At 50.7% G+C, this 14,004-nt stretch carries 9 protein-coding genes; all 9 read right to left on the bottom strand.

Annotation, left to right across the window (positions count from 1 at the left end; genetic code table 11):
* Positions 1–10: 10 nt before the first annotated feature.
* Entirely contained in the window at positions 11–1,876 is a 1,866-nt protein-coding gene (locus P8935_RS13590) for a glycosyltransferase (RefSeq protein ID WP_348260836.1), read from the bottom strand.
* A gap of 229 nt (positions 1,877–2,105) precedes the next feature.
* Positions 2,106–3,209, bottom strand: a complete 1,104-nt coding sequence (locus P8935_RS13585; RefSeq protein ID WP_348260835.1) for a glycosyltransferase — start codon at positions 3,207–3,209, stop codon at positions 2,106–2,108.
* Positions 3,210–3,255: 46 nt separating this feature from the next.
* On the bottom strand, positions 3,256–4,821 hold the full coding sequence (locus P8935_RS13580; protein WP_348260834.1) for an oligosaccharide flippase family protein: 1,566 nt from the start codon (positions 4,819–4,821) through the stop codon (positions 3,256–3,258).
* A gap of 159 nt (positions 4,822–4,980) precedes the next feature.
* Positions 4,981–5,604 carry a class I SAM-dependent methyltransferase gene (locus tag P8935_RS13575; protein ID WP_348260833.1) on the bottom strand — a complete coding sequence of 208 codons (624 nt, stop codon included), beginning with the start codon at positions 5,602–5,604 and terminating at the stop codon, positions 4,981–4,983.
* A 94-nt stretch (positions 5,605–5,698) separates the two neighbouring features.
* Entirely contained in the window at positions 5,699–6,853 is a 1,155-nt protein-coding gene (locus P8935_RS13570; protein ID WP_348260832.1) for an acyltransferase, read from the bottom strand.
* A gap of 48 nt (positions 6,854–6,901) precedes the next feature.
* Positions 6,902–8,656, bottom strand: coding sequence for a hypothetical protein (locus tag P8935_RS13565; protein ID WP_348260831.1), 1,755 nt, complete (start codon positions 8,654–8,656; stop codon positions 6,902–6,904).
* A 75-nt stretch (positions 8,657–8,731) separates the two neighbouring features.
* A complete protein-coding gene (locus tag P8935_RS13560; protein WP_348260830.1) occupies positions 8,732–10,192 on the bottom strand; it encodes an O-antigen ligase family protein in 1,461 nt (486 codons plus the stop codon).
* A 121-nt stretch (positions 10,193–10,313) separates the two neighbouring features.
* Positions 10,314–11,384, bottom strand: coding sequence for a hypothetical protein (locus P8935_RS13555; RefSeq protein ID WP_348260829.1), 1,071 nt, complete (start codon positions 11,382–11,384; stop codon positions 10,314–10,316).
* 396 nt (positions 11,385–11,780) lie between these two features.
* Positions 11,781–13,802: a hypothetical protein gene (locus P8935_RS13550; RefSeq protein ID WP_348260828.1), complete on the bottom strand. Its 2,022-nt coding sequence runs from the start codon at positions 13,800–13,802 to the stop codon at positions 11,781–11,783.
* Between the last annotated feature and the right edge of the window lie 202 nt (positions 13,803–14,004).

The raw sequence follows: 14,004 nt of genomic DNA, 5'->3' as shown, positions 1-14,004 counted from the left end.
GCGTTAGCAGCTACAGCCATCCATCCTTCAAGTTGGGTTGTCTGGATAATGCAAGAAGTACTCTCTCCCACCGCTTTTCTGTCAGCCACCGCAGCCTTCTGAGCCGACGCTGTGCAGTTTTTGCCACACGCCATCCAAAGGTCTTCTGCATCCACGAGTATTTCCATGAGAGAGTCGGCGTCCCTAGAGGCTCGCCCAATTCCGCAGCAATTTGTTGTACCTCTTTTACAATCTCAGACCATTCAGGGTAATAACAGATAAGCCAGTTTCGAAGATATCGAAGGCACGCCGTATTTACACGGTCGCTATCTTCCATAAGCCGCAAGTAGCGAATATGCAACTTCATCGAACGCCAATGGGCCTCAAGCTTTTTTGGTGAGTTGCTCACATAGCTCATGGAATCGAAGCCAAACGATCGATAGTAGACCCTGGCACCTGGGCAAAAGCGGACTCCATCACTTGCCATTAAAACGCGACAGAAATACTCGCCGTCGTCGTCACAAAACAGACTAGAGTCCCACGGCCCTGCGGCTTCCGAAAGTTCGCGACTAATCAGCCACGTGGCAGTTTGCATATAGAGGTTCTGTCCCATCTTACGGATAAGCCACTCCACAGGTGTCAAGCAGCACCACAGTGCCGAGGGGTTAAATTGCGATCGATCAGTCCGGTACATGAAAGTGCCATATTCAGAAGAAAGCGCAGTCAGCTTTCCATCTTCGCCCTGGACTAGCTCCATTTGTTTTGAGATTTTCTCTGGCGCCAACAAATCGTCTGCATCGAGCCACTGAATATAATCGCCGTGGCACAGCGAATATGCAGTATTCCTCGCAGCCGCGGCGCCTTGATTGGGTTGGCGAAAGACACGAACACCATCCTCCTCGAATGAACGTGCAATTTCGCCGGTTCTGTCTATCGAACCATCGTCAACCACAATAATCTCGGTATTGGGCCACGTTTGTGAAATTGCGGAACGCAAGGTCTCAGCAATCCAGTTTTCTGCGTTATGAGCTGGAATGAGAATCGAGACCAGAGGAATCGTGGAGTTCCCTGCGCGTGGGCTTTCGGATTTGCCCTCCGCATTTCCGAGATAGTTGTGCTTTCTCGTCCTTCCTAGTGCGCGGTTTTCCTCCATCAGACGGCGCAGTCTACGGATTTCAAGGTAACCCGCCAGCCGCCTGCGCAGGCGACCCTTGTTCAGCCGCCACGTAGCATCCATCATGTGTACGCCAAATTCACCGAAGTGATTCCAACTCCTTAGATCACATACGTCTTCGGGAAATAACACCTTCACGGTCTTGCCTAATTCTGCTTGTTCAGCAAGAGTGCGGGTAACCATCCCCGGGCCAGTGGTATAGAGAACGAAAAACTCTTCCTTCGATAGCGGAGGCACATCCCGCAACATAGGCTTCGCCCAATCGGGATCCGCCTGAGCCCTTATGCAGTTCTCAATGACAGCCAGCAGGAACGGATGACCTGCCGCGGCTCCAAAGGCATAATTCCCAATTTCCCAATCAATGTTGTATCTGTCGCGCAAGTAACGGCTAAAGGTCAGGCCCTCAAATGAGAAGACGCTCTCGTATTCCAAGAGAGGAGACAGACTATGGGCGAGCAGAACGTCCAGATCAAAGTAGAACCCCCCAAATCGATAGACCACCAAGTAACGGAAAAAATCAAACCGCTGGATTGCAAACTTGAATCCATCAAAGACAGCTCTGTATTGCGGGAATTCTGTATCGATGAACGTCTCGACTGCAGGATCATCAAAAAACACGTATTCAAAATCCGGATTAAGCAGACGGAGGTTGCTCACCATCGCCTTAATTCTCAGCGATTGCGGAAAGACTTTGCCGGTTTGGATAATGCGTTTAGGGATCATTGTTTTGAGTTACTACGTTTACGCGAGATCACTCAACTCTCGGATGAGCATCTCAATGTTCAATTGAACCACTCGGCTCAAAGCCGTAAGATGAGATTCTAGTTCCGTCTGCATATTGCGATGGAAGGATCCTTGTGCATCTTCCGACACGTTTAAAGCCGATACCCGGGCGCTTGAACGCGACTAGCCTGCAGGCCGATTGAATATTGGCCGAATTGCAACGATTCTCTCAACTTGTGGCGTTCCGTCTCGCAACCGTCAAGTTTCTTTTTCGCGTCCATCCCACCACTTGCAAAACCAAACTTCCGAATATCAGCGGACGCAAAAATAGCGCTCGGACGACGCTTGCTAATGCTTTCCAAACCCTCGCCTCGTCTAGGTAAATTCGCGCGGCCAACAGGGAGAGATCCGCATCGGTTCGCGATTCTAGCCTGTTCGCCTCCTGGCTGCGCTGGAGCTGCAACATAAGCGCCGAGGCAGTTTGATATTCACCCGTATTGCACATGTTTCGTATCGTCCATACGTAATTTTTTATAAGCTCCTTTTGTTGCACTGATTCGCTAATTCCCAGACTGGTGAGCAAATCGTCTGTGATGTGTTCGACCGCGTCAAAAGGGTCGAGATTTCCCTTTGCTCTCTCGTCCGCTGACGCTCTCGCAGCAAGCGAACTGATAATTTGCTTTTTGCGGTGAAGAACCGATACTTGATGAGGGTGGAGCCTATATTGAACCAATACCGTGCTAAGATTCGCCACCTTGAAATTCTCGGCGATCCTCAGCCACATGTCATAATCCTCCGCCTGGACAAAAGCCATTCTGTACCCTCCCACAAGTTCAAATGCTTCTCTCCGCATCATCACCGTCGGGTGCCAGAAAGGAGAGCTGTACTTAAGAGCCTTTCGAATCTCCGTGTCTGTTGTTGGGTTTCCGGATATCGAAAGCGGCTGACCTTGTGCACTTATAAATTCCACGGCTCCACCAAGCAGGCCGATTGAAGGGTTCGCTTTCATAAACTCAACTTGCTTTTCCAGCCGCTCTGCTAGAGCGACGTCATCGCCATCCATCCGAGCAATGTATTGGCCCGAGGCTAGACGGCATCCCCTGTTTAAGGACGCGATCAGACCGAGATTCTCTTGCCTGAAGACTCGTATTCGTTCGTCCTGTTGACTATATCGCTCCAGAATTGAACCCGTTGAGTCCGTCGAGCCGTCATCGATAATAATGAACTCGAAGTTACGGAAACTTTGACGCAGGACGCTCTCGACTGCCTGCGCCAAAAAACGCTCGCCGTTAAAAACGCTAGTAACAATAGAGACAAGATTGTCTGTATACACCTTACCCTCCGGCTCTGCCCGTGCATCTCTCGCCGAACGCCAACCTTTATTCTTCGGCTGCTGCCGGAGTAATCGGGGTGAAGCGGTTCTGTCTTCGATAACTGATTGCTTTGGTTACCTGGCCGCGCTCTGATCCACTAAATCCAAAGATCCAGCATCCGGCCGCGTATACGCTGGTTGTGACAGAGACTAATCCCACCAGCCATGTGTAGCTCGAAACGCTATGCGAGGCCAGGATGAGTAAGGATACCCCCATCAATACCCCAAATCGCAGTATATTGCCTGCCAAAAATCGGACATAAACGGGGTAAGATATGTGGCTCGACTTACACACGACAATCGGCTGAACAACGACCCTAATAGCAAGGGCCCCTGCCAACGTGCCCGTCGCCACACCAAGAATTCCCATAGGACGAACCAACGCAATGCTGAAGGCAAGATTCAGGAGCCCTTCTGCCAGATTCATGTAGGTGTAGTACTTATGATTGAACGTTGAATAGAGCAACCCCACCGACGGGCTTTGGCAGACGTCGAGGAAGACCGCAATCGAAAGGACAACCATTGCTGGATAAGCGTCTTGATATTTCACGCCCATCCATAGCGCAATGAATGGCTTTCCGTAGGCAATGACCACAGCGCAAATGAATACAGATACAGAAAGCGTCACTTTTGTGGCGAAGTAAAAAACTCGCTCAACGGCCTCGTCGTCTCCAGCACCGTGATGCCGGCTGAGGAGAGGTTGGAACAACCTCATCAATGCCAGAAGCGCCTCGACATAATACCTCGCAAAAACACCTGCGATCCGATAATGGGTAACGGCGACCAGCCCAATGAACGCTGAAATCACTAGTGGATCGAGTTGATAGCGCAGCGTATCGGCTGAAGTTGCAATGAATGTATAGATGCTGTAGGAAAGAAATGCCTTTGATCGCTTGCGGTCGAATGGTGTACGGCTGATGCGAGCCCAAGGAGATTCTCGTCGCGCCAGAGCAACCTGAAGCACCACGATTGGGATCGCACCGACGAGAGAGGCTAAAGCCAGGGCGAGCAACCCACCTCCGCTCAGCACGGCCCACGTTATCAATCCGGTACGAAGCACTAATCCGAGAAAGTCTAGCCCAGATTGGACGTCGAATCGAAGTTCTGACTCAAGAATCCCGGTGTACACCCTGACGGGAAAACTGATTGCCGCGTTAATCCCGAGTACAACGATAACCTTCCAGAAGAATGCAGCGTCGTTTGGATCGTGGCATAAAAGTGGTGTCGCCGCTGCTAACCCTACCGTTATCGCAAGCGCAACGACACCGAGAATTGACTGAAGTCGGAGTGCGGTGTTGAATACCGCTTGACTCTCAGCCTCGTCTTTGCGTCCGATCGCAATAGACAGATACTGTGAAACCGCACTCGAAAGGCCAAAATCCAGCAGCCCATAATATCCAATAAACGTCCACGCCAAAGACCAAAACCCATAAACACGGTCGCCGAGGTGATGCACAATTAGCGGCATCAAGAACAGCGAACTAGCAACTGCACCGGCAAGGTTCGCGATCCGAAAGATCGACCCCATTAAAAGCTTGCGGCCTGTCGATCCACTTTTGTCGTAGTTTTTCATGTTTGGTAAATCAAAGATGGTGCGCCAGAAGATTCCATTTCACAGATTCCACTTGAAGCAATTAGACGATGACAGAATGAGCAGATCCGGATGCCTTTCCGGGCAGCTGAAGCGTCTTGTCTGACCAGCTCCTGATTACTAGCTCTCGCGACAGATGAATTAGCTTCCGTCATCCCTCATCTTTCCAAAAATAATGTTGCAAACGTGGCTCTGGTCGCTCAAGTGTTTTTCTATCACCATGTAGTGCCCTTCGATGAGGTTGATAATGTGCTGTAGTTTGCCGCTCGAGTCGAACAAGCGAACTGCAAAAACACCGGTCTCGCTCAGATAAGGCATATATCGCGAGAGCATCGGTACGATTTTCGTGAACGGAATATAGTAGATCGAGTCTCCGAAACAAATGACGTTATATTGGCGTTTTGGAACATACGTCAGGATGTCGGCGACGCAGTATTCTCGCCGGTCCGCAACGCCCGCTTCAATAGCTTTTGTCCTTGCCTTGTTGATTGCAGCGTCAGAGATATCAACGCCAGTATAAAAACTATAGGAAGAGGTGTTCAATCCAATCCCCGTCGCGCCCGTGCCGCAACCCAAGTCAAGAATTGCACCGTGTTTCGCGTATTTCTCGAGGTAGCTGCCAATACTTTCTTCTCCCGTGTTATCGAGGCAATTCCATTTTCCGGATGAAAACTCTCTATTCCACAGATGCCGTTTCGCACTCTCAGAACCGTATCGTTGCACAAGCATCCTCAAGATATTTTCTACTTTTACATTTAACTTCATTCCCTCGCTCCTGATCCGAATTCTGCAGTTGGTCCCGTCACTGCACGCTCCCTCTTCTTGGAAATGTTGTCCGCACGGTAGACCTCTGCGTCATCTATGCATGTAACCTTCGTCTCAATCCCAAAAGCGGTTTCTCAATAACGAGATAAGATGTGAGAGCCGTCGCAACCGTGAGCAAAATATTCTGAGGAAACCGCGTCATCCATGAGACAGAATTGAAATCGAGAAAGAGCTGTTGCCAAAGATAAAGGGAATAGGACAACACACCGATTAGAACTATCGGTCTCCAGTTCAACGCTCGTCCAAATAAGTCGCCCGGGCGATAGACAGATCGGTGAATCAGGATCGCCAGAACAATATTGATCACGCACATGCCGATCGTCCGATCCACGGCCGAGTAGCTAAGATAGCGATTCAAACCTAAAGCTAAGGCGAGCAGACAAATTGACCATCCGGGCCTAAAGAGCTCTAGATACCATCGTTGATCTTCTAGCCATCCTCTTAACAGTGCCAACACACAACCTACAGCAAGGCTATCGGCCACCATCGGAAACATCTCAAGCTCGTAGAATACTGTGCCCTTTAGAAAGAGTCGACTTGCGGCACGGGCGACAACTGCCACCAAGATCATGCTCCCTGCAACCCAAGTCGATCTTCGCCGTTTCAGGAGCACGAATGTCACAGGCCAGAGTAGATAGAACTGTTCTTCAACTGATAGTGACCATAAATGGCCGACCTGCCAAGATCTGCCCGGCAAGTAGTTCATCGTATAAGTTACGGCGCACCAGAAATCTGCCTTTGTCAGATGAATGAAGCCCGCAAACCACATGGCAGTGACAACTAATAGATAACTGTAAGACGCTGGAAAAATTCGCAGGGCTCTTCGAGCATAAAACAGCTTGAGCGAAACACTGCCATTGAGCTCATACTCTGAGATTAGCAAGGATGTAATCAGAAACCCGGAAACTACGAAGAATACGACCACGCCGAGGCGACCATAGTCTCCAATCAAGAATTGAGCAGACTTCCACCATCCGCGCGGGGCGGCAAGGTGTCGTCCAATCACAAGAGCAATTGAGATCGCACGAATCCCGTCAAGTGACGACAGACGCTTCGAAGTAGAAACCGGCGAATCAAGCGATTTCAGCTCTTTGGGGCCCGAGTTCACGCGGACTTTTCCCGATGTGAAGTCGCGCACATCTTCGAGTATCACGGAGCGACTACTACCATTTTTGGCCGAGTCGAGCAAAAAATACGCCCTCAATTCGAATCAAAAGTCGTTTAGTTACGACTTCAGCTAAAGACCCGCGTTTTCCAACCTGTAGATCAATCGGCATTCAGTAAATTCAGAATAGTTACGGAATACATGCTCCCCGCAGAACCGATTGGTTTCGCGATATCCAAGCTCCTCCAGTTTATTAGGCATATCTGGAGGATCGTATCTTGTCACTCTTGGCGCTGTTGTACGAGTCGATGTGTTGTATGGCGGTGCCGTTTCGATGTATTCAGCGATCGTTACATAATCAGGGCGTGTTGTAAGGGTGCGGTTCATGTTCGATATTAATTCAGTGTTCCTATTTGACAAGGCGTAATCAAAATGATGGTTGACATAGAGCGACCGCGGAAGCCACGCATTTACCGTGACCGAGTCGTAATCAAATGCGGCAACGCGCGCTCCCTTCGGAAGCTGCTCTAGATATCTTGCAGTGTCTTTGTCAGGAGAATAGGGTGAATGAATTTCAGAAGAAAGACAATGGACAGTCCAACCAATCTGGAGCACAAAGAGTAGAAGTGAGAACGCATACAATGACGTCCGCAGATGTGAGACCCAGTCGTTGGGTACTGGCCGCAGTGAGATCATCCACAGCGAACAAACAATGGCGACCCATACGACTCCCGTGTGATGCGACCTACCCCAAATGACGAAGAAAGCAAGAAGCACAAGCGCCCATGGCAAAAGAGCGATCAAGAGCCGCTCAGCCCACAAATTGACCGCGAGTAATAGAAGAAAGATCACCGCTAGAGCGTTTGAGGTCGAGACGGGGACAGTGATCCCAATAACCAAGGCCTCCGCTCTCTCGAGCAAATCTTCTAATAATGCCTGTGTGGTCAAACCTCGGGAACTGAGGCGGCCTTCCATCCATTTAGCTTCCCGCGGGTGATTGGCGAGAATGCGCCGAACGAAGCGCGCTTTCAAAGAAGATTGAGAATCTGAGAGTTCGGGTGCGGTTTGCACCGGTGTCGCTGCATGACCACGGAGCAAGTCGACCACAGGTCCAGACGCGGCGCTCCCATCGAATGCCGGCCAAGCCGTTGCTGTGGCGATTCCAACAGAAAGCAGCATGCAGAGAAGGGGCGCTGCAAATTGACGCGCGGCGAATGGAGTTTCACGCTGTCTCAACAGTTTCCATCGGTCGTAACCATACAATCCGGCAAGCCCGACTGCTACAGCGAGCATGTGCAATTGACAATTGGCTAGAAGGCTGGCGACGATACAAAACAACCAGGGGCTGCTTTGCCTATTCTGATAAAGCGCCATCAGGCTAAAGGCCAGTAAAGGGAGTAGGACGTAGCTCCGTGCAATCACTGCATATTGATATAGAAAGAAGAACGTAAAGGGAAGAAGAAGCGACAAGACTCGAGGAAGCGGGTTGAATCGCAGCCAGACGTACATGCCAGATACGGCAATAAAGACGGCAATGTACTGCATCCACTGGTATGAAGCATGCAATCGAGCCTCGACCCATAGCAACAAATACCAGAGTCCCGGGTGCCCTTCATAGTGGAGGCGTTGATAGAAAAGATCTGCGAGCGTACAAGAGCGTGCAAGAAGCCATGCTTGCGCCTCATCGTACCAGGCTGCGTGATGAGAAACTGCCCATATAAGGATTACGCTGTATACGATGAGACTCATCGCCTCAAGCCTGCCAAACCCATGCGTTGATCGGGGTTTTAGCGGATTCAGCAAGTTCACTCGCACCTTCTCTTCTGCCTCCATGTGAACAGAGCTACACGCCGGATCCGGTGCAACGATGTTGCTTTGCCAGGCCATCAACTAACTCAATCAATTACAAAGGATTTGAACTTGTGTTCAGTTGTAAAGAAAGAAGCAAAAGGCCGACGACCTTCAGTTTGACGCGGCATGAGTTGTTTCAGCCGGCTTCGCTACTTGCTTCTCTGGTTTCCAATCGAAGATGCTCGGTCGAAGACCCGTTCGGGCGCCAGGAATCACGGCGCTCTTCTTTGTCTCCGCGCCGAAAAGTCCCGCTTGTGCTCCACTAGCCCCTACATACGAGAGCAGCAGGAATATCCACATCGGGCTGAGCGTCCTGAACCCAACCTCGGTTATGCAGTAGAATGCTCCGCTGATAATGAACGCCAAAAAGAGACTGCCGACGATTGGGTCGCGTCGAAACGCCTTATTCGCGCGCAAATATCCGCCGATTAGAATCGTGGACATCAAAACAATACCTATCCATCCCAGATTCAAGTAGACCTCAAGGTACCCGTTATGGGCCTCGTTTATGTACTCGGCGTGGTACCAGTGCAGCAAGTTGAGGTTTTGATGGAAGAGCGTGGCATTGGGGCTGGTCCAGAAACTGTCGAAACCAACACCCATTATTGGATTTGATACTGCTGGGAGAAGTGCATGCCAGATGTCGGTTCGACCTGTAAGGGTAGAGGCCCTTCCGAGGGTACTCGCAACCTCATCTCTTCCTCCAAACAGTGTGGCTCCTCCGCACGCAAAGAGGGCTAAGGCCAGCACGTGTATCCGAAGGGGATGGTGGCTGATCGCCCGCAGTCGAGTTACGAGTAGAACACTTCCACCGAGGATGAAACACGCAATGGCAGTTGAACAATGTGCAGTTCCCAGAATCATCAATCCGCACAATAGCAGCACACCCTGCGCGAGAAGCTTTCGGTTCCTATTCCGTACGCTTTTGTTCGCCATTAGGCTCAAGACGGTCCACACGGTTCCAAGGGATACAAGGTAGACGATGAGTCCGAGTGCATTCTTGTTATCCGTGACGCCGACGATGGCTAAAGCTCCGTCAGCATCCCAGGTACGGCCTAACATCGTGTAGCGGATCAACACGATCGAGAACGGAAGAAGAATGAAGCCGACTGTTGAAAATACCCGTCGGATCGCCGCTACCGGTCTGGGATCTGTAAGCACAACCAGCACCATTGCCATATCTCCCACATCCTTCGTCCAGCGCTTAACTGCAGGAACTGGGAATGGGGACCAGGATGCACTGATAAGGCAGTACGCTGAATAAGCTAACAAAGGAAGAATAAGAAGCAGATAGGCCTTCGCTTTGCCTTTGCGACTTATAAGAACGAAGATCCCCGCGGCCTCAAGAGCTGCAAACACGGCTGCATCAACTGGACTTCCTTCCAGAGTTCCTGCAAGACCATCAGGATGCCCAAGTCCAAACCAATCCGTCACAGATCTTGACCCAGCTAGCAAGATCCAAGTGATTGGAATCCAAAGTGCTTTCGAATTGCGTGTCGACGGATCGCGGTTGAGATAAAAGAGTCCCCCGACTCCAACACAGCAAAGAAATATAGCTACCTGCGCGCTCATCGAGTGCAACTCCTCAAAAGACACCACCGATGGCATCGACTAAGCATTTCGGAGTTAAAATGCTCGGCATCCTCCATACAGGATTGCGATCCGCACCACACCAAGATCTCTCTGCACACGTTCAATTGAACACCGCCTTATATAGTCCGTTTGCAGTAACGCTGGTTCTCCTGACGCGGTCCAATGCCTTCACGCTGAAAAACGTCAACGCGAAAGCGGCAGCAAACGACACAAGCATCCACGGAAGCGTCATTACTCTTAGACGATGCGAAAGTATCTGCAGCACTTGCAAGATCGCAATTTGCGAAATGTATCCGAATAGCGAGTATTTGCCTAGGAGAATGACACCTGCTGCGATTCTTTTAACGGGGAGCTCTCGGTTGCCAATGCTGTAGAGCATCATCACGCTTAGCACTGTACCAGCGACCTCGAGCAGATAGGGAACATTCCAGAGCGTAATCGCGCCAATGTACAGCAGATACGCTAATACAATCAGCGGGAAATGTTTAGTCGCTGTATTGATGTCAGCTAGGGGCAGAAAGCCAGAAAGAATGCCAAGAGCACCAATGCTGACGATCTCCATATTCTGAGCTTTGATGTCGACGAAAGCCAACCCGATCGGCACTGCCACCATTAAAAGGCAAGCTGAGAAAAACACATGCTTACTCTTAAACGTTCGTTGCACAAACAAAAGAATTCCGGAAACTATAAGCAGATAAGAGATAGGAATCAGGATATAAAAGGCAATGATCTTACTGGTGGAATCCCCTACGAGGAAGATTGCCGAGAGGTTTGAGGATTTCGTGAGATTTGCCCAGATTACGCTCGTGGACGATAGGGTCAAAATACACTCTCGAATCACGTTAAGGGCGATAAATATGAAAAGAAGCTTGATTCCCCTAATAGAGAGCCTCTTCCAGAGGCGAGGATCTCTAGCATCATACTTCGTCAGATAAACACTTGAAATCATGAATCCGGTAATGAAGATGAAAGATGGGGTCAGAAATCGCAGATAGCGATAGTACGGCCATCCCGGTCCGATGAAGTAGTTAATCCAATGGTACAAAACCATAAAAAGGACAAGCGCACCCTTTGTGAAATCGAGCGCGTCGATGCGTGTTGGCCCGGCCAACCCAATCGCAGCCTTCCGTTCAATTCCTTCCACGCGCGTGCTGTCGCTGATGCTTTTCATGATTGCAATACTCTGGCTGGAGCGCATCTCAATAGCGTTCCCAAGAGTCAGCTACCGACGTTTGAGATGGCATTTTTCAGCTTATGTATGGAGAATGGGCGAATGCTTTCGGCGACGCTCAGTGAGCGAGGATTAGTCTGCTGTCTCCATGCCACTGTGTGCAAGGCCAACAGGGCCACCGGTTACCCGGGAGTCTAGCGGTTTCAAGGTATTCCGTTGGAATTCGACAGTTAAAAATGCTGATGTGAGGCGTCGCGATGCAGGCAAACCTGCCGCGGCATAAACTACCAATATTCCCATCCACCGCGAGAGACGTGTGTGAGTTTGATCGACTAATTGATCCAAGAAGTGGTCCTGGACGCGCGAGAGCGCGCATCCAGGAAAGTCATCGGAAGACTACTGAACTGACGCTGAGAGCGCGATCGGAGCTCCAGGTTGATTATTGGAGCCACTTCCCGATCCGCTTCCATAACAGGCACTCGGATCGAAGCTAAGCGGGCCGCCCATACCATTCGCGACACCGCTCATGTTATTAAAGTAGCAATCCATTGCCGGGTTGCTGGTCACAGTGGCAAGAGCCTTAAATGATCCGCCTGAGCACTGCCCCGACTTTGAAGAAATCACTTCGTTTGAATCATTTGTTCCGCCGCTGCATTGCCCTACATTGCCGCTGGTGACATCAGGGCCTATGGGAGGCCATACCTTTCCTGAAGGCCACCACGACGGCGTGGAAGAGTAGTAGAACGATGCAGGTAGCGTATGGCTGGATGGAACCGCGTTGCCGTAGGAAGATAGGTTGCTGGGAACTTCCGAAGAGTTCCACTGAACGCCGTTGTTCGCCGAGTCCCAATTACCCCACAGCAGCGTTGTAGATGCTGACAGAGGATCGCTCATGCTGTAGCCTTGGCCGAAGTCGTAGATCGATGTTTCGAAACTGGGGCAACTTGAGCCGCACTTATAAGCCGTGTTATATCCAACCGTGCCCAGAACGTTTCCGACTAGGTTGTAATAGCGCGAACCAGGGAAGATGATTACCGGCAGAGTGTTTGAAGTTGTCGCTGTCCCGCCGTCCTGTTCTCGTCCATCCATTCTGTTGCGGAAGAAGGTATCGAGATCGTGCGTGCCGTGAAAGCTGTCTCCGTAATGGCCTGCGCTGATATTCCCTTCAGAGAGTGAATAGAGGACCGTTCCATGAAACCCGCTTGGCTGCTCCAGCCAATTTGAGTTTCCTGTTTGAAAGAGCGTTGATGCGGAGAAGTTATATCCAGCGACACAGCCTTCGCAGTCCGAGTTGTAAAGCTGGTAGTAACTCGGGTACTGCATAATGTTGTTCTCCACCAGATTGTCGCTGCCGATTCCAACCGAAACAACGTAGGAATCGCCTCCAGTTCCGTAGAAATACGAATCCCGAACAGTGACGTGATTGCTTAACCACATGCCCACGTGGAACCACCCTGTGCCAACAGTCCCGGAGGTCACGACACTGCGAACTCCCTTCACCCAGCAATTCTGGCAGTTAAAGAAAAGAACTGCATCGTTGAGATCGCCAGTTGAGTCGATAGAGAGGTTTTCAATTCCTACGTTCTCGATCGGACTGGTCGCCCACCAGGCCTGCGGGGATTGGCTCGAACGCCAATTTGCAGCATAAATTCCAGGCGTGATACCCACGGTGTACGGTCCGCTTCCTGAGATGCTGGTTACCTTCACCATCTGCTGCTGCCCGCGAATCGTTGAGAGTGACCCCGATCCGCGCTCGAACCCGTTGGGGCCTGCCTGCGAATAGCAGGTTGCCGAGCCGTCTGGATATTCGCAACCAACATACAGGCCGCCGTTGTCGGATTGATCGTCAATCTGGTCAAGAATCAGCGGTTTTCCTATTTGAAGGTTGGTTACGCTAGAGAGCGAAATATAGGAGCCACCCTGCGTATAGGTCCCAGAATTCACAGTGCTACTTGTACTGGCACCTCGCCACGTTGCCGAGTTCGAGGGGCCACCCCAATAGTTCGTGTCTGCAGATGCCGCACAGATATTCACGTTCTGGCCACGGCAATTAAACCCGCTGGAGAACACCAGAAATGTGCTTTTCGCTCCGCTCCCTCGTAGGGTTACATTCGCTGGCAGCACCAGACCGGCGCTTAGATTGAACGTGCCCGAACCCAGAAGTAAATAGGTTCCCGATGCACACCCAGACAAATCTGAATTGATGGTGGCCGCAGAAGTCCCCGCTGCTACCGTCGAACCACATTGCGTCCTGTTTGTGGGGATCGCCGCACCCACGTTTGACCAATTTACGGCACGGCTCGGGCTGAGAATGCCAGACCACGGTTGCTGTGCATGCGAAACGCTTGCAGTTGCATTCAGAACTAATATAAGGGCGGAAAAAAGAAGACTACGAAAATGGCGACGTACAAACTTCATCTTGAACTACTCCGTTTCAGAATTCTTGAGCCGCTAGACTAATGGAAAGCCCACTCTAGCAGAAAAGTGCCCATTTGGTAACCGCCATACGCGACCAAAGTAACCATCTCTTCCCAAACTAAGGTTTTGGCTGCTGCAACCGCCTGGCCCTGAGTTTGCGAGTGGAACTAGAAGGTCATCGACGATCTATCCGTTGACATTT

Source organism: Telmatobacter sp. DSM 110680 (genome assembly GCF_039994875.1).
GTDB lineage: Bacteria > Acidobacteriota > Terriglobia > Terriglobales > Acidobacteriaceae > Telmatobacter.
Note: the sequence above shows the minus strand (reverse complement) of the source record. Positions and strands in the feature narration are given on the sequence as shown.

What these genes read in the sequence shown, in the direction of transcription:
- P8935_RS13590 (WP_348260836.1), bottom strand. Translation starts at nt 1,876, where the DNA reads ATGATCCCTAAACGCATTATCCAAACCGGCAAAGTCTTTCCGCAATCG.
- P8935_RS13580 (WP_348260834.1), bottom strand. Translation starts at nt 4,821, where the DNA reads ATGAAAAACTACGACAAAAGTGGATCGACAGGCCGCAAGCTTTTAATG.
- P8935_RS13575 (WP_348260833.1), bottom strand. Translation starts at nt 5,604, where the DNA reads ATGAAGTTAAATGTAAAAGTAGAAAATATCTTGAGGATGCTTGTGCAA.
- P8935_RS13565 (WP_348260831.1), bottom strand. Translation starts at nt 8,656, where the DNA reads ATGGCCTGGCAAAGCAACATCGTTGCACCGGATCCGGCGTGTAGCTCT.
- P8935_RS13560 (WP_348260830.1), bottom strand. Translation starts at nt 10,192, where the DNA reads ATGAGCGCGCAGGTAGCTATATTTCTTTGCTGTGTTGGAGTCGGGGGA.
- P8935_RS13555 (WP_348260829.1), bottom strand. Translation starts at nt 11,384, where the DNA reads ATGAAAAGCATCAGCGACAGCACGCGCGTGGAAGGAATTGAACGGAAG.
- P8935_RS13550 (WP_348260828.1), bottom strand. Translation starts at nt 13,802, where the DNA reads ATGAAGTTTGTACGTCGCCATTTTCGTAGTCTTCTTTTTTCCGCCCTT.